We start from the raw sequence: 16950 nt of genomic DNA, 5'->3' as shown, positions 1-16950 counted from the left end.
AGATGTAAGACTGCGAAAAAACAAGAGTCTTTCATAGCTCGTTGATGGTGAACATTAAATTCAGGCACAAAAAAAGCATCCCTTACGGGATGCTTCTTTTTGTGTGGGACGCTCAGCTCACTATTTGGCCGGTTCGTTCTGCCCCAGGATCAGCCTGCCTTCCTTGTCGACCGGAATCTGGTTGCCCGGATCGCGATCCATCCGCACTTTGCCTTCCTTGCCGTCCAGCGAATAACGAACGTCGTAGCCTACGACCTTGTCGCTGATGTCATTGACCGTGTTGCAGCGAGTCTGAGTCGTGGTGTAGGTGTCACGCTCCTGCATGCCTTCCTGCACCTTGTTACCCGCATAACCGCCGCCGACCGCACCGGCCACTGTGGCGATTTTCTTGCCTGTACCGCCGCCGATCTGGTTGCCCAACAGGCCGCCAGCCAAGGCGCCGACCACCGTACCGGCGATCTGGTGTTGATCTTTCACCGGTGCTTGCCGGGTCACCGTAACGTCCTTGCACACTTCACGTGGAGTCTTGATTTGTGTCTTGACCGGTTCAACGGCCAGCACTTGCGCATACTCAGGGCCGCTTTTAACCAGTTTGTAGGTGGCAACAGCGCCACCGGCAGTCACACCGACAGCACCCAATACCGCACCAACCAGCAACGACTTGTTCACATGAACCTCCTGGCTATAACAGACGGGACAAACCCGCGCTTCTCCCAGCCTTGGAGCATAAAAAAAGGCGCGAGTTCAACACTCGCGCCTTCTCGGCTTTCAGCAGGAAAGATAACCGTTATGGACGGTCGTCGACTTCCTTCTCGCTCGTCGCCACAGGAATCAGGTCTTCGCTGTTCAGGTTCAGCCAGATCAGCACCACGTTCGCGATGTAGATCGAGGAGTAAGTACCTGCCAGAACACCGATGAACAGGGCAATGGAGAAACCGAACAGGTTGTCGCCACCGAAGAACAGCAGGGCCGCGATCGCCAGCAAGGTGGAGATCGACGTCGCCATGGTCCGCAGCAGGGTTTGCGTGGTCGAGATGTTGATGTTCTCGATCAGGCTGGCCTTGCGCAGGACACGGAAGTTCTCACGAACCCGGTCGAATACCACGATGGTGTCGTTGAGCGAGTAACCGATGATCGCCAGCACCGCCGCCAGCACCGTCAGGTCGAAGGTGATCTGGAAGAACGACAGGATACCGATGGTCACGATCACGTCGTGGATCAAGGATACGATCGCGCCGACCGCAAACTTCCACTGAAAGCGGAAAGCCAGGTAGATCAGGATACCGCCCAGCGCCATCAGCATGCCGAGGCCGCCCTGGTCGCGCAGCTCTTCACCGACCTGCGGGCCGACGAACTCGACACGCTTGACCTGAGCCGGGTTGTCGCCGCCGACTTTCTGCAGCGCTTCAGCCACCTGGTGACCCAGTTGCGGGTCTTCGCCAGGCATGCGCACCAGAAGATCGGTGGTCGCACCGAAGTTCTGCACGATGGCTTCGTGATAACCGGCTGTAGCCAGTTGCTCACGCACCTTGGTGACATCGGCCGGACGCTCGTAGGTCAGCTCGATGAGCGTACCGCCGGTGAAGTCCAGGCCCCAGTTCATGCCCTTATGAAAGACACTGAACATTGCCAGCGCGGTAAGGAACAATGTGACGCCGAACGCAAAGTTGCGAACGCCCATGAAGTTGATTGTACGTAACATGGCAGCCCCTTAAATCCACAACTTCTTGAAGTCACGACCGCCGAAGATCAGGTTGACCATCGCGCGGGTCACCATGATGGCCGTGAACATCGAGGTAAAGATCCCGAGGGACATGGTCACGGCGAAACCCTTGACCGGGCCGGTGCCCATGGCAAAGAGAATCCCGCCCACCAACAAGGTTGTCAGGTTGGCGTCGAGAATCGCGGTGAATGCCCGGCCGAAGCCTTCGTTGATTGCCCGTTGAATGGTCATGCCGGCCGCGATCTCTTCGCGTATCCGCGAGAAGATCAGTACGTTGGCGTCGACCGCCATACCCATGGTCAATACGATACCGGCGATACCTGGCAGGGTCAGCGTTGCACCCAGCAGCGACATCAAGGCCAGCAGCATCACCATGTTCACCGCCAGCGCAACGGTGGCGATGAGGCCGAAGAAGCGGTAGATAGCCATGATGAATAGCGAGACAAACAGCATGCCCCACAACGATGCATCGATACCTTTGGTGATGTTGTCGGCACCCAGGCTTGGGCCAATGGTGCGCTCTTCAGCGAAGTACATCGGAGCCGCCAGACCACCGGCACGCAGCAGCAGCGCCAGCTCGGACGATTCGCCCTGGCCGTTCAGGCCAGTGATGCGGAACTGGGCACCCAGCGGCGACTGGATGGTCGCCAGGCTGATGATCTTCTTCTCTTCCTTGAACGTCTGGACCGGCACGTCTTTCTCGACGCCGTTGACCACTTGCTTGACGTAAGTGGTGACCGGACGCTGTTCGATGAAGATCACCGCCATGCTGCGACCGACGTTGCTGCGAGTCGCACGACTCATCAGCTCGCCACCGTGGCCATCCAGACGGATGTTCACTTCTGGCGTACCGTGCTCGCCGAAGCCCGCCTTGGCGTCAGTCACCTGGTCACCGGTGATGATCAGGCCACGCTCGATAAGCGCCGGAGGACGCTTGCCTTCACGGAACTCGAATTCCTCGGAAGTGGCTTTCGAAGCGCCAGGCTCAGCCGCCAGACGGAACTCCAGGTTGGCCGTCTTGCCGAGGATACGCTTGGCTTCTGCGGTGTCTTGCACGCCCGGCAGCTCAACCACGATGCGGTTGGCGCCCTGGCGCTGAACGATAGGTTCGGCAACACCCAGCTCGTTGACGCGGTTACGTACCGTGGTCAAGTTCTGCTTGATGGAGTATTCACGGATTTCCGCCAGCTTGGCCGGGGTCATCGCCAGACGCAGTACCGGTTGGCCATTGAGGTCGGCCGGAACAATGTCGAAATCGTTGAAGTTCTTGCGGATCAGCGCACGGGCCTGTTCGCGGGAGTCTTCATCAGTGAAGCCCAGCTGAATGGCACCGCCCAGTTGCGGCAGGCTGCGATAGCGCAGTTTCTCTTTGCGCAACAGGCTCTTCACATCGCCTTCGTAGACTTTCAGGCGTGCGTCGAGGGCTTTGTCCATGTCCACTTCCAGCAGGAAGTGCACACCACCGGACAAGTCCAGACCCAGCTTCATCGGGTGCGCGCCCAGGCTGCGCAGCCATTGCGGGGTGGTTTGCGCCAGGTTCAGTGCAACGACGTAGTCATCGCCCAATGCCTTGCGCACAACGTCTTTGGCTGGCAACTGGTCTTCAGCCTTGACCAGGCGAATCAGACCGCCCTTGCCGTTTGCCGCCAGCGTGGCCGCCTTGACGTTGATCCCGGATTCCTTGAGCGCGGTGCTCACACGGTCCAGATCAGCCTGATTGACTTGCAGCGCAGTGCTTGCACCGCTGACCTGAATGGCCGGGTCATCAGGATATAGATTGGGAGCGGAATAAATCAGACCGACCGCCAGCACCGCCAGGATCAGAATGTATTTCCACAGAGGGTATTTGTTCAGCATCACGCCGCCCGCTTATGACGCGGGGCGCCTTGCGCGCCCCGTCGATTGAGTAGAAGTTGTAACTTAGATCGCTTTGAGCGTGCCTTTTGGCAGCGTGGCGGCGATGGCGCCTTTCTGGAACTTCATTTCAACAGTGTCGGACACTTCCAGAACCACGAAGTCGTCGGACACTTTGGTGATTTTGCCGGCGATACCACCGGTGGTCACAACTTCGTCACCTTTTTGCAGGCTGCTCAGCAGGTTCTTCTGCTCTTTGGCGCGCTTGGCCTGTGGACGCCAGATCATCAGGTAGAAGATGACCAGGAAACCGACCAGGAAAATCCACTCAAAGCCGCCGCCCATCGGGCCTGCCGCAGGTGCAGCAGCGTCAGCCATGGCATTAGAGATAAAAAAGCTCATTTAGCACTCCAGTTGCAAATGTTGAATCTTGGGGTCAGAAAACTCAGTCCAAAGGCGGAACAGGCAACCCGCGTTTGGCGTAGAAGGCATCGACAAAGGCGGCCAATGTACCCTGTTGAATAGCCTCGCGCAAACCAGCCATAAGCACTTGATAATGGCGCAAGTTATGGATGGTATTGAGCATGCTTCCCAGCATTTCGCCGCACTTGTCCAGGTGATGCAGATAAGCGCGGGAGAAGTTCTGGCAGGTATAGCAATCGCAGGTCGGATCCAGCGGCGAATCATCATGGCGATGGAACGCGTTACGGATCTTCAGCACGCCTGTATCAATGAACAGATGCCCGTTGCGGGCATTACGGGTTGGCATCACGCAATCGAACATGTCCACACCGCGGCGCACACCCTCAACCAGATCCTCCGGTTTGCCAACGCCCATAAGGTAACGAGGTTTGTCAGCCGGCATCTGACCCGGCAGGTAATCGAGCACCTTGATCATCTCGTGCTTGGGCTCACCCACCGACAGACCGCCGATGGCCAGGCCGTCGAAACCGATCTTGTCGAGGCCTTCCAGCGAACGCATGCGCAAATCCTGATGCATGCCGCCCTGCACGATGCCGAACAACGCCGCCGTGTTGTCGCCATGGGCGTTTTTCGAGCGCTGAGCCCAGCGCAACGACAGCTCCATCGATACGCGAGCGACGTCTTCGTCGGCCGGGTACGGGGTGCATTCGTCGAAGATCATCACGATGTCCGAGCCCAGATCACGCTGGACCTGCATCGACTCTTCCGGACCCATGAACACTTTGGCGCCGTCGACCGGAGAGGCGAAGGTCACGCCCTCCTCCTTGATCTTGCGCATGGCGCCCAGGCTGAACACCTGGAAACCGCCGGAGTCGGTCAGAATCGGGCCTTTCCACTGCATGAAATCGTGCAGGTCGCCGTGCTTCTTGATCACTTCGGTGCCAGGACGCAGCCACAAGTGGAAGGTGTTGCCCAGAATGATTTCCGCGCCGGTGGCGACGATATCCCGCGGCAGCATGCCCTTGACCGTGCCGTACGTGCCCACCGGCATGAAGGCCGGGGTCTCGACGGTACCGCGCGGGAAGGTCAAACGACCGCGACGCGCCTTGCCGTCAGTAGCAAGCAACTCAAACGACATACGACTTTGGCGACTCATTCTTTGTCCTCAGGGCCACGTGGTGCGGGATTACGGGTGATAAACATCGCATCACCGTAGCTGAAAAAGCGGTATTCGTTGTCGACGGCGGCCTTATAGGCGGCCATGGTCTCGGGATAACCGGCGAACGCCGAAACCAGCATCAACAGCGTGGATTCGGGCAAATGGAAGTTGGTGACCAGGGCATCGACCACATGAAACGGCCGCCCCGGGTAGATAAAGATATCGGTGTCGCCACTGAACGGCTTGAGCACGCCATCGCGCGCGGCGCTTTCCAGGGAACGCACGCTGGTGGTCCCCACGGCCACCACACGACCGCCGCGAGCGCGGCAGGCCGCAACGGCATCGACCACGTCCTGGCCGACTTCCAGCCATTCGCTGTGCATGTGGTGATCTTCGATCTTCTCCACACGCACTGGCTGGAAAGTGCCTGCGCCGACGTGCAAGGTCACGAATGCGGTCTCGATGCCCTTGGCGGCAATCGCCTCCATCAGCGGCTGATCGAAATGCAGCCCCGCCGTCGGCGCCGCCACCGCGCCCAGGCGCTCGGCGTACACCGTCTGATAACGCTCGCGGTCCGAGCCTTCATCCGGGCGGTCTATATAAGGAGGCAACGGCATGTGCCCGACGCGGTCGAGCAGCGGCAACACCTCTTCGGCAAACCCCAGTTCGAACAACGCATCGTGACGCGCCAGCATCTCGGCCTCGCCACCGCCGTCGATCAAAATCTTCGAGCCGGGCTTGGGCGACTTGCTGGAACGCACATGGGCCAGCACGCGATGACTGTCGAGCACCCGCTCCACCAGAATTTCCAGCTTGCCGCCGGAAGCTTTCTGGCCAAACAGCCGCGCCGGAATCACCCGGGTATTGTTGAACACCATCAAATCGCCTGGGCGCAAATGCTCAAGCAAATCAGTGAATTGACGGTGTGCCAGGGCGCCGCTGACCCCATCCAGGGTCAACAGGCGACTACCGCGACGCTCGGCCAAAGGATGGCGAGCAATCAGCGAATCAGGGAGCTCGAAGGTAAAGTCAGCAACGCGCATGATGGGGTTCGTCTAGCAGGGCCGGGAAGTCTAGCGGAAATATCAAAAATTCTCCATGTACCTGATTGACCAGCGGTATTCACCTCTCTATACTTCGCCGCCATTGAGCCCTGATGGCGGAATTGGTAGACGCGGCGGATTCAAAATCCGTTTTCGAAAGGAGTGGGAGTTCGAGTCTCCCTCGGGGCACCACATAGCAGTATCTGAGAGTCTCTACCAGCCTCTCAGACCCAGAGAAACCGGCCACTTGGCCGGTTTTTTTGTGCCTATCTATCTACCCCTGCCTCCCCTTATCCGTTGTATCCCTGTATCCCTGCTTGTATCCTGAGAAAAATACCGAACTTTGGGATACAAGGATGAAGCGCGCAGACATCAAGCGCCGCCCTCTCGCAGATACAACGCTTGCAGGGCTGGAGCCTGAAACAAAGGAATACCGAGAACTCGACGGAAGCGGCCTGTATTTCCGGGTCAAACCTGACGGAGGCAAATCCTGGCAACTCCGGTACAAGCGCCCAGCCGGTAATTGGGCTTGGATGGGCCTCGGTGGTTATCCAGAAGTCAGCGGTGCACTCGCCCGTGAGAAGGCAGCTGATCTACGAAAAGTTGTCAGTAGCGGTGCCGACCCTCTTGAACAAAAACGCTCGGCGAAAGCAGCTATTGATGCTGCTCGAACCCGAACCTTCAGAGCGGCAGCGGAGGCTTGGCTCAAGGCAAAGGAGGAGAAAGGTCTCGCAGCCTCCACCCTCAATAAAATCCGCACCTATCTCGATAAAGACATACTTCCAGCGCTCGGAGACAAACCTCTAGATGAGATAACCCGCACCGATTGCGCGGATCTCCAAGCCTCACTCGAGGCCCGAGAGGCGCATAACGTAGCGGAAAAGTGTCGTACCTGGATCAACCAGATCTTCGGTAGAGCTATCGGCTTGGGATTGACAGAAAACGACCCGGGTAGCCGGCTGCGCGACATTGCGGCCCAAGCACCAAAGACTCAACAGCACCCACATTTGCTGGAGCCTGAACTCGGCGAATTCCTAACGGCATTAAAAAACACTCCCAGCCGACTCACAGCTCGGACGGCGGCATGGCTTTGCATATGGACAGCCTCACGGCCCGGGATGGTTCGTCTGGCGGAGTGGAAAGAGTTCGATCTTGATAAAGCCATTTGGACGACACCCGCAGCAAAGATGAAGATGCGCCGAGACTTCGTGTGCCCTCTTCCGTACCAAGCACTGGTCGCACTCAGAGAGCTGCACGCTTTAACCGGGCGCAGCCGCTGGCTATTTCCTGGAGTTGGTGCGAAGAATCCGACTATCAGTGAGAACACAATCAATAAAGTATTCGCGACCATTGGCTACAAAGGACGTCTCGTTGGCCACGGCACGCGGCACACAGCGAGCACCCTGCTCCGTGAACACGGATGGCCAAAGGAACATGTGGAGGCGCAATTGGCCCACAAAGAAGAGGGCATCTCGGGGGTCTACAACAAAGCTCAGTACCTCGAGCAACGGACAGCCATGATGCAGTGGTATGCAGATCATCTGGACAAGTTGCAGAATGGGAACGTCGTGCTGGGCCTGTTCGGACAAGCCATTTGACCATGCCAATCCTGATTCCTCAAAAAACCGGTGTTCCACGTGTTCCATGTGTTCCGAAACTGCTGAAAGCCTTTAATTGCGTCGCTTTCAATGGTGGAACACAAATAGCGCTCAACTGGAACACATGGTCGATGGCACACAAAAGGTGTTCCAGAATCGGCAACACCGGCAAGCAGAAATGCTCTCTCCTCACTGGCGGCCTCACAGCTCTGCCGGGCGCAGGCGCTCGCGTTTTTTCGGTCACGGAAACGGGGCGAGGGGTGGATGTTGAATAGAAAATTTTACTTGAGCGCTCCCCTCAACATTGAGGGATGGGAGATTGTCGAAACGTTTGAGCGATTCACGCTATACGACGAATTTGCAGAACGCATCGATGATGCTCTCGAACTCATACTAGAGGGCCAAGAGCATTGGGCGAGCCATCTGACAGATGGGGAGTGGTCCGCTGAGTCCGTTCGAGTGCTGGCAAATGTCAGACGGCTCTCCTACAACATACGCCAACAATTTGAGCGATCCAGAGACGACTTACCTCGATGCATCCACTGGACAATAGGGGAATCGTCCAACTCAGCTATTACTGATAGCCAATACATTGCCGCGCTGGCGATTGATCGAGCTTGCCGTGTCATTGAGACACTGGAGAGGTGGTTGAGTGGCTTCGACAAGGATCTATGTGCGGGAAACTTAGAGAATCTAGCGGCTCTGATTGCAGATGCGTCAGACGACTTTACGGAGCTTGTGGAAGAGGTACGCCACGAGCAACCTCATCTGGAAATCGAAGCACGTGAGGCGGCCGCTGACTTGATGGGTACAGCCCTGTATTACATGACCTTGGCGAACGTCTACGCCTCTCCGCTTTTGAGCAGCGCAGATAAGATCCGGATTAGTGCAACTGCGCGCAAAGCGGGCAACAGCTCGGCAGCCATACGCCGTGAAGCCACGATAGATCGCAATGAGAGCATTTGTTCCCACGCCAAGCGCCTGCTCAGAGATGGTCGATCAGAAAGAGAGATCGTTGGCATTATTGCTGGCACCGATTCTGCACTTAAGCTACCGAGCGGTACCGCCAAGCTTTCCACAAAACAAATCCGCAATATTTTAGTCGCAAACCGTGTGCTTTCTTAAATGCAGCGCAGCGCTTCCAGATTCAAATCGACATTACCAGTCATATGCATTCAACTCGGTGCTGGTTGCAGGTGATTTGACTAGCTAAACAGCAAGCGCCCCCGAAGGCATAGCTACCAATCGCAAGATGCGAGTCCTTTTCGAACAGGATCGCCAACTCCCAACTAACCATAGCCCCACGTTGCGCTTGTCTAGGTCTCGTCGTTTCTTCTTAGAATGCGTCATTTTTTTATGACCGTAATGTATGGGCTTAAGAATCACAAATGCACAGGGGACTGCCCTCCTGACATGAACTACTGCTACATTATCCGCAAACGCTGCACGTTTACCTTGACATCTAAAGAAAGGAATCCACTTTGAACAAAAAAATCTCTGAAAGATTTGAAAGCTTGATGAACGAAGTAAATGCAATAGAAACAGCTAAAATCAAAGTTTCCAGCGATTTCGGTGATGGATGGCGAATCGACCACGACGCCCTTCTATCTTGGCGTGTAAAAGCAAAAAACATAATAATTCAAGTTTGCGGCGAAACTTCACAGCATTTCATCGAATTCACTCATTCAGAAAAATTAAACGGTTTAGGCGATGGCCATTACAATGCATTGAAACGTACCCGAGCTGTTTTAGGGGCCGCAAAAGATGACTTTGAGGGCGGCTATTTGACGTCTATTAAGGCCTTAGTCCAGGCTGAGGTTTTCGACAATGAATTGGAGCAAGCTGAAGAGCTCTTGACAAGCGGCTATCATGTTGCAGCAGCCGTTATCGCAGGGGTCGTCCTTGAAACCGGACTTAGAGAATTATGCGATAGAAATGCTGTTGAGCATGGCAAGCTCGACAAGATGAACGCTGATCTGGCCAAGGCTGGTACCTACAATAAACTTCAGCAGAAAAGGATTACCGCGCTCGCCGACATTAGAAATAATGCGGCACACGGGAAGCCCTCTGAATTTTCTGCGGACGATGTACGCTCTATGATTAAAGAAGTAGAGCAATTTTTAGCACAGTATCTAGGATGATACTCGACCAGCCGCCAAATAGACCGAACCATCTGCATCGTTTACTATCGATGTGCTAAAGCAGCCTCATCAACCATAGTACGAGGGATTGTATGGAACTTACTTTCTACAACAGCAACGGCCAGCCATACTGCTACTGTCAAGACGGTGAACATCTTTACACATTTGGCGGCCAGCCTATTGCATATATCCATGAGGAGTCTATTTACTCCTTTCCCGGAAAGCATTTAGGTTGGTTTGTTAATGGCTGGATTTATGACCCCAATGGACGTGCCCTGCTATTCACTGAACATGCCAATGGTGGTCCTGGTAAACCCGGGCGCGCTGGTCGGCCAGGAAAAGCAGGTCGAGGTGGTCGTCCAGGAAAGGGCGGGCGCGCAGGACGCCCTGGCCGCCCCGGCTTGAGCGCGAGTTGGTCTAACCTCACAGCAGCAGCATTTTTTAACCAACCCTAACACCGTAATATTATTGAAAAGGGAAGTGAACCACCGTTCATTTCCTTTCCCTAATTTAGCGTTAGCCCTGTAACTCTCCACGACTACAGGAAACGTTAAATGACTGCGACAACGCTTCAATCCATCACTCCGCTTTCAACCTCCGCCACTGATTTGCTCACACCCGATCAAGTGGCCGCCACTCTGGGTCTGTCTCATCGCACGCTCGCCGCCTGGCGCAGTTCGCGCCGCAATCCGCTGCCGTATGTAAAAGTCGGAAGCCGCGTGCGTTATCGACCTAAGGATGTGTCGACGTGGCTCGAAAGCCGCACACATAGCGCTGCCACAAGTGCGAGGAACGAGCAGTGAAAACCTCTCGCCTCCACTCCTCTGCAAACGACTCTACGCCAGTCGACCCATCGCTGACGCTCATCCGCATCGCCGAGGTCATGGCCATCGTCGGCCTTGCGCGCCCCACCATCTACAAGCTGATGAATGAACCTGAAAGTGGTTTTCCTAAAACCGTAAAACTCACCAACAGCAACGCTCGCGGCGCCCCGGTCGCCTGGGTTTTGTCGGAAGTTCAAGCTTGGGCACGCGGTCGCATTGAAGCCCGTGATGAGGTGGCCGCATGAAGCGTAACTACTGCCCGTTCAAAGGCCCCTTCCACGACTCTTACAGCATCGGTTTTCAGCTCTACGCTCAAGGCGGCATCAATTGGCGTCATCGCACCATCGCCGGCGTGAGCTGGAACGGTGAAGAAAAAGAGGCGTTCTTTTTCAATCCTGACGGCCTCGTATTGCCGCTCACGCCGAATCCTTGGGAACTGCCGGAGATCATCCGCAAGCACGCCGTTCGCCGTGAGTTTTCCAGCATTCACGGCCATGGCCATTTCGCGATGAAAGAAGGCCGTCGTGCAGGGCTGAGTCAATTCGCACTGAACAACTGGGTTACCTACTGGCTAATCAATCAGAAGGATGGCTACTCGAACGATCCCCACGTTTGGGGCCAGTTTGTTGACAAGGAAATTGAGCAAGAAAAGGGCATCAGTGAACGGCTCTATACAGATCTGCGCATCACATCCGACCTCAGTGAATACATGGAAGGGTGCCTGAGCGATCGGCGCAACGTACTCGCCGAGCAACACCGTCGCCGCTGCGCTGAGGACAGCAAGATCCTCGCGTGGCTCAAGGGTGAAACTCCGCCACCGTTGTTCGCCAGCGTGCAGGAGGCAGCGTGAGCCGTTCGATTGCCAATCAAGCCTTGATGCATCCCTTTTCAGTGCTGCGCCGCATCGGCTTTTCAGCCACCACGATGCAGCGCCTCGAGCGCTATCGCAGCCGACAGGACAAACAGGGGCGTGTGGTCAGTGTACTTAGCTGGGCCGACGGCACCTGGTGCGCCCTCGCGCTCCACTGCAAAAACATCGGTGCGGTGATCGTCGACGAAGGCCAGCAAACGGAAGCCTACGAGGACGCTCGCTCAATGCTCGATGACGGCTTCCTGCCCCTGCTCAATCTGCGATGGGAAGCCCACGCCTGAAACGAAAACTCCCCCGGCGGCAACCGGGGGCGTTTGAGGTCAATCTGTATGCCCGGTCAATTTATGTCGCATCAAAAAAATGCGCAAGGCTTCGTGCCGGTTGCGCTAATAAAATCTCGGGGCTATTCTGCCGGTGTCGCTGCAAATTCAGCGACCGGGTTTGGCGACCCGAGATACTTGGCGCACAGGCGCCCCATACGACAGCAGGCGCTTTTTTTGTGCCCGCCGTTTCGTGTTATGGCAGCTGTGCGTGGGAGACCTTCGGGTCTGCCGGGTTCCAAGTTCCCGGTTCGCCAACCTGCGCACAGCTGCCACCTTAAATCGTTTGGCGACGATCAGTGGCAGCTCCATCTTCAAACTTGGAGCTACACCTATGCCCGCCCTCATTCCGTCCAAAAATCGCGCCGCTGCACACCGTGCAATGGCTCTCGCCGCTCTACACGCCAACTCCAGTCTTGCTACACGTCTCGCCCGCTACAACGCACATATGGCCAAAGCTCGCGCTCTCGAAGCCGCAGGCGGTGCCCAATGAACAACGCCCTGAGCTTTTCCCTGCCCGAAGACATCCTCAGCGTCAGCCAGCGCGCCGGGGCCGGTGTACCGATTGACGCCATCGCCTGCGCCATTGAGCGCGCCGACTCGGTGCTGACGTTGCTCGAAGATCACTTTGAGGGTGAGTCGCGCCTCTCCAACCGTGTTATCGCCGCCGTCATTTGGGATGTTCGCGGCACCCTCGGCCTGATCAAAACCCTTGCTATGCATGGAGATAACACATCTGTTCCAGCGGATCAGAAAGGCGGTGCGCTATGAGCGCATTGACCACGATTGGGCGCACGGATTTTTCGTTCGCAAATGCCCGCGGTTTAAAGATGTTCCGGGTGAACCCAGGCATTCCGGTCGAAGACGCCCTGGAGATCGCTTCGCAACTCCAAGAGCACGTTAACCAGCTCAGCCGCGATGCCGCCATGAGCGATCAAGGCGAGCGCTTTAGTTGGCCTGCCCTGTACTTGGGTGAAATGGCAAAAGCGCTGCTCGATGACGTGTCTGCCACGCTGTTCCTACCGAGGGCTGACACATGAGCCAGCGCCAGAACAGTAAAGCGAAGCGTCCGAGCTTCGCCGACGTAAAAGCCGCCTCGCTGAAGGACATTGAACGTGTCCTCGCGTACTGGTTGCCCAACGGAAAGCGTGTGGACGGTGGCAAGGAATACACCGCTCCCAATCCGACTCGCACCGACAAGCGCGCCGGTTCGCTCAAGGTCAATTTGAACAAAGGCACCTGGGCTGACTTCGCTACTGGAGACAAGGGCGGCGACCTGATTGATTTAGTCCGATACTTGGACGGCGGCACCGATGTCGAGGCGTGCGCGAAGCTAACCGAACTGCTGAGCGTAAGCGTCGGTGCGGCGCAATCGGCTCCCGCTCAAGGCAAAACCAAAGCGCCAACATGGACCGCCATACAGCCGATCCCGGCCGAAGCTATGAAACGTTGCCCGGTCCGCCATCGAGATCACGGCGCCCCTTCGAAAGTCTGGATCTACCGTGACGCTAGCGGTAAGCCACTCATGGCTCTCTACCGCTTTGATCTCGGTCCAGATGAAGACGGCAAGCCCAAAAAAGTCTTCGCTCCACTGACTTGGTGCCAGCGCTCCAACAGCGAAACCACGCAATGGCGCTGGCAGGGATTGCCTGACCCGCGTCCGCTCCTGCGCCTGGAAGAATTGGCACTGCGCGATGCCGCACCTGTCGTGTTGTGCGAAGGCGAAAAAGCTGCCGACGCAGCAGGCGAATTGATGCCGGACTATGTGGCGACGTGCTGGCCGAACGGGTCCAACTCTTGGCACAAGGCCGACCTGACACCACTCAAGGGGCGTTCGGTTGTGCTTTGGCCGGACAACGACAGCAGCGGCACGTCGTGCATGGAAGAAGTCGCCAAAAAGCTGCACGAGATCGGAGCCGAATCGGTCCGGTTCGTTGCGCTCAATATGTTCGAACGCAAGCCCACCTTGAAGGACGATCGAGCAGCGTTTGCCAAAGGTGGCAAATGGGACGACGGGGACGATGCCGCCGACGCGCTCGGTAAAGGTTGGACGGCAGCACACATCGCCGAGCTGGAGCGCAGCGGTGAGTTTTTCGTCTCCCTCGCCGATGAGCAATTCGACGAAGCTGCGGAGCCCAAAACAGCAGCCAAACAACCGGCAAAATCGAAAACCGATTTACTGCCCGGTGGTTTTCGATTGGCCCCCGAAGGCGTGTTCTATACCGGCGATGACGGTGAGTCACGGCCTGTTTGTTCCTCCTTGGAGATCCTCGCCCGTACTCGCGATGACAACGGTCATAACTGGGGTTTGCTGGTTGAATTCGATGACCCGGATGGCGCTAAAAAGCGCTGGAATATTCCCGCTCGCAACATGACCGGCGACTTCGGCAAAGACGTACTAGGGCCGCTGGTGGATATGGGATTGCGTTTGCCTGGAACGCGTTCCGGCCGCAATGCGCGCAACGATCTTCAGAGTTACCTGCAAGGGTTCGACAGCAACGAGCGGGCGCGCTTGGTCACTCGCCTTGGATGGCATGGACCTGCATACCTGCTACCCGATCAGCAGATCGGCAACAGCCACGAGCATCTGTTCTTTTGTGATTCCGGCGCGCAGCTTCCTCCCATAAGCGAGGCCGGCACATTGGAGCAATGGCAACAACAGATCGGGGCGCTTTGCGTTGGAAATCACCGCTTGGCGTTTGTCGTCAGCGTGGCCTTTGCCGGTCCACTGCTGCACTTGCTGGGTCATGAATCGGGCGGCTTCCACCTGTACGGCGAAAGCTCCGGCGGTAAGACGACTCACCTGCGAGTTGCCGCGTCGGTTTATGGCGGGCCGCGACTGGTCCGGTCCTGGCGCTCAACGGATAACGCGTTGGAATCGATTGCCGCCGCGCATTCGGACGGCGCCCTGATACTCGACGAAATCGGTATGTGCGATCCGCGCATCATCGGTGAAACGGTATACATGCTAGGCAATGGCACGGGCAAAGCTCGCGCCAATGACCGAGGGCAAGCAGGCCGTCAGGTGCAAGAGTGGCGCTTGCTGTTTCTCTCGACCGGCGAAAAGACATTGGCGCAGCACATGGCCGATGCGAACAAGGAGCTAAAGGCAGGGATGGAAATCCGCATGCTGGCTGTGCCTGCGGACGCGAGCAAAGGGCTGGGCATGTTCGACGTGCTGAACGGGTTCGAAGACGCCGCAGCCCTGTCGGACGCGCTCAAAGCACGAGTAGGCAAATACTACGGTACGCCGCTTACCGCGTTCCTGTCAGCGCTGTGCAAGCCCGGTGAAATGCTCGGCTGGACAGCCATGCTGCGGCGCACGGTGGAGCGCTTCATCGCCAAGGCCCTTCCTGCTTCCGCCAGCGGTCAAGCGCATCGTGCCGCTGCTCGCTTCGGTCTTGCCGCTGCCGCAGGTGAACTCGCGACGGCGCTCGGTGTAACAGGCTGGCCGGAGGGCACCGCGACCACAGCGGCGCAAGTTTGCCTGAATGCTTGGCTCGAAGAGCGCGGCGGCGCCGGGAACATGGAAGGTGATGCCATTGTGAGTCGATTGCAGCAGGTCATCGAGCGGTTCGGTGAAAGCCGCTTCACACGCTGGGACGGTCTTGCCGCCAAAACCGACGATCACGCACCACGAACCACAGACCGACTCGGTTTCCGGCGCACAGTGGAACACGGCATGGGCGATGGCGTTTACACGTTGGTGACCTACTACTTCCTGCCCACCGCGTGGAGGGCCGAAGTGTTCAAAGGCATGAGCCTCACCTTGGTCAATCGGGAACTGATCGAGCGCGGGATTTTGGAAGCCAGCGCGGAGGGCCGTGCTGCGCAATCCGTGCGGCTGCCCGGACTCGCCAAAACGAGAGCATACGTGGTGCATGCCAACGCCCTCCTCTCCTCTGAAACCGAAGCCGCGTGAAGTATTGGCGGATCGAGGAGAGCTGCCGGCCGCTTCGGGTCTGGCCCGCCCGGGATCATTCGTAAAAACATCAAAATCTGAAATGGAAGAATTCTAATGAGCGACCTTCAAAAGCAAATCAAGCACCACCAAATCGAACTAGAACGCCTCAAAAAGCAGCTACCGAGCCTCAGCGCGGCGGCAAAGGATGCCAAGCGCTTCTACGCAAAAAACCGCATCAATAGAGCGCCTTATCCTCGCGAAATCATTGACGCGTTTGATGACGCTAAATCCGCTATTGAAGGTCATGCTACCGAGATCAAGCGTATTCAAAGGCTGATCGAATGGGACGATGGCACCCGGTTCGCGAGCACCAACATCAAAAAGGCTCAGAAAGAAATCAGCCAGGTACAGAGCGATTTGCAAAAGCTGCAGGACAAACGCCTAAAACTGTCGACCAAACTGCAAAAGCTGGAGGATGAGAAACGAGCCGAAGTCGAGAAAGCCCAATATGCGGAGAAACAAGCGGCAGCGAGTTATGCGGTAGCTCTCAGCGATGGGGACGAGGCAGATGAGCAGCGTGCGGAGAAGGCGCTGCGTCTGGCCTCGGAAGCGCTGGCAACGGCGAATCGTGGCAAACGGGGAGTGGCAACGACTGCGCAAGCCTTGAAAAATGAAGTTGAAAAGCTCGACGAGGAAATCACAGAAATCAAAGAGGTTCTGAAAGATCTCCGTCAGCGGCAACTACGGGTAGCGCGCATTATGTGGGCTGACCGCTTGGACAAGGCCGCTCAGGAATTTGCCGCCGTCGCAGCACACTTGGAAGCCACCGAGAAAGCTTTGGGTTGGACAAGCTCGATGAGCGAGCTCTACGTACCATTGCAAACCCCGCACGGCCCTGCGTGCATCAGCCAGAAGACAATCAGCGATAAAGCCTATGCACTGTCTATGGAGCAATTGCTAGCCGCCTGATTCACCGCATCGCCGATACCTACGGTGATGCATTTCCACCCCTAACCGGATCACCAATCGCGGAACACCAAACGTGTTCCGCGTAACCGGTGTTCCGGTTATTTGCATTTGGTGTTCCACC

Annotated in this window: 18 protein-coding genes and 1 tRNA gene; 13 read left to right on the top strand and 6 right to left on the bottom strand. The window is 56.8% G+C overall.

Annotation, left to right across the window (positions count from 1 at the left end; genetic code table 11):
• Positions 1-120: 120 nt before the first annotated feature.
• The 6 genes from ACEN9A_RS04475 to queA all read right to left on the bottom strand — a co-directional run bounded on the left by ACEN9A_RS04475 (position 121) and on the right by queA (position 6202).
• A complete protein-coding gene (locus tag ACEN9A_RS04475; RefSeq protein ID WP_019651850.1) occupies positions 121-669 on the bottom strand; it encodes a glycine zipper 2TM domain-containing protein in 549 nt (182 codons plus the stop codon).
• Positions 670-787: 118 nt separating this feature from the next.
• Positions 788-1702 (bottom strand): protein translocase subunit SecF, encoded by a 915-nt coding sequence (secF, locus tag ACEN9A_RS04470; RefSeq protein WP_019651851.1) that lies wholly within the window; start codon positions 1700-1702, stop codon positions 788-790.
• Positions 1703-1711: 9 nt separating this feature from the next.
• Positions 1712-3580: a protein translocase subunit SecD gene (gene secD, locus ACEN9A_RS04465; protein WP_019581634.1), complete on the bottom strand. Its 1869-nt coding sequence runs from the start codon at positions 3578-3580 to the stop codon at positions 1712-1714.
• A 63-nt stretch (positions 3581-3643) separates the two neighbouring features.
• Positions 3644-3979, bottom strand: coding sequence for a preprotein translocase subunit YajC (yajC, locus tag ACEN9A_RS04460; protein WP_007934009.1), 336 nt, complete (start codon positions 3977-3979; stop codon positions 3644-3646).
• 43 nt (positions 3980-4022) lie between these two features.
• The gene (tgt, locus tag ACEN9A_RS04455; protein WP_019651852.1) at positions 4023-5138 is read right to left on the bottom strand and encodes a tRNA guanosine(34) transglycosylase Tgt; all 1116 of its coding nucleotides are present in this window, start codon (positions 5136-5138) and stop codon (positions 4023-4025) included.
• Positions 5139-5152: 14 nt separating this feature from the next.
• On the bottom strand, positions 5153-6202 hold the full coding sequence (queA, locus tag ACEN9A_RS04450) for a tRNA preQ1(34) S-adenosylmethionine ribosyltransferase-isomerase QueA (RefSeq protein ID WP_105344839.1): 1050 nt from the start codon (positions 6200-6202) through the stop codon (positions 5153-5155).
• 107 nt (positions 6203-6309) lie between these two features.
• On the opposite strand from queA, the gene ACEN9A_RS04445 reads away from it, so the two are divergent.
• The 13 genes from ACEN9A_RS04445 to ACEN9A_RS04385 all read left to right on the top strand — a co-directional run bounded on the left by ACEN9A_RS04445 (position 6310) and on the right by ACEN9A_RS04385 (position 16829).
• Positions 6310-6394: transfer RNA gene (locus ACEN9A_RS04445), tRNA-Leu, on the top strand.
• Between the two features lie 164 nt (positions 6395-6558).
• Entirely contained in the window at positions 6559-7800 is a 1242-nt protein-coding gene (locus tag ACEN9A_RS04440; protein WP_413387201.1) for a tyrosine-type recombinase/integrase, read from the top strand.
• A 264-nt stretch (positions 7801-8064) separates the two neighbouring features.
• Complete coding sequence (locus ACEN9A_RS04435; protein ID WP_413387199.1) at positions 8065-8925, top strand: hypothetical protein; 861 nt, start codon at positions 8065-8067, stop codon at positions 8923-8925.
• Between the two features lie 356 nt (positions 8926-9281).
• Complete coding sequence (locus ACEN9A_RS04430) at positions 9282-9941, top strand: hypothetical protein (RefSeq protein WP_413387197.1); 660 nt, start codon at positions 9282-9284, stop codon at positions 9939-9941.
• A 92-nt stretch (positions 9942-10033) separates the two neighbouring features.
• Positions 10034-10396 (top strand): 4-fold beta flower protein, encoded by a 363-nt coding sequence (locus tag ACEN9A_RS04425; protein WP_413387195.1) that lies wholly within the window; start codon positions 10034-10036, stop codon positions 10394-10396.
• 99 nt (positions 10397-10495) lie between these two features.
• Entirely contained in the window at positions 10496-10744 is a 249-nt protein-coding gene (locus ACEN9A_RS04420; protein ID WP_413387193.1) for a helix-turn-helix domain-containing protein, read from the top strand.
• Entirely contained in the window at positions 10741-11010 is a 270-nt protein-coding gene (locus tag ACEN9A_RS04415) for a helix-turn-helix transcriptional regulator (protein ID WP_413387191.1), read from the top strand. The genes ACEN9A_RS04420 and ACEN9A_RS04415 overlap by 4 nt, the downstream gene beginning before the upstream one ends.
• Positions 11007-11615 carry a hypothetical protein gene (locus tag ACEN9A_RS04410; protein ID WP_413387189.1) on the top strand — a complete coding sequence of 203 codons (609 nt, stop codon included), beginning with the start codon at positions 11007-11009 and terminating at the stop codon, positions 11613-11615. The genes ACEN9A_RS04415 and ACEN9A_RS04410 overlap by 4 nt, the downstream gene beginning before the upstream one ends.
• A complete protein-coding gene (locus tag ACEN9A_RS04405; RefSeq protein ID WP_413387187.1) occupies positions 11612-11917 on the top strand; it encodes a hypothetical protein in 306 nt (101 codons plus the stop codon). The genes ACEN9A_RS04410 and ACEN9A_RS04405 overlap by 4 nt, the downstream gene beginning before the upstream one ends.
• Positions 11918-12445: 528 nt before the next feature.
• A complete protein-coding gene (locus tag ACEN9A_RS04400) occupies positions 12446-12727 on the top strand; it encodes a hypothetical protein (RefSeq protein WP_413387185.1) in 282 nt (93 codons plus the stop codon).
• Positions 12724-12996: a DUF3077 domain-containing protein gene (locus ACEN9A_RS04395; protein WP_413387183.1), complete on the top strand. Its 273-nt coding sequence runs from the start codon at positions 12724-12726 to the stop codon at positions 12994-12996. Before ACEN9A_RS04400 ends, ACEN9A_RS04395 begins: the two co-directional genes overlap by 4 nt.
• Positions 12993-15878 carry a DUF927 domain-containing protein gene (locus ACEN9A_RS04390; RefSeq protein WP_413387181.1) on the top strand — a complete coding sequence of 962 codons (2886 nt, stop codon included), beginning with the start codon at positions 12993-12995 and terminating at the stop codon, positions 15876-15878. Before ACEN9A_RS04395 ends, ACEN9A_RS04390 begins: the two co-directional genes overlap by 4 nt.
• A 96-nt stretch (positions 15879-15974) precedes the next feature.
• Positions 15975-16829, top strand: a complete 855-nt coding sequence (locus ACEN9A_RS04385) for a hypothetical protein (RefSeq protein ID WP_413387179.1) — start codon at positions 15975-15977, stop codon at positions 16827-16829.
• The last annotated feature ends 121 nt before the right edge of the window (positions 16830-16950 follow it).

It is taken from the genome of Pseudomonas sp. Pseusp18, from assembly GCF_059506005.1.
This window is presented reverse-complemented; position numbering and strand designations above follow the sequence as displayed.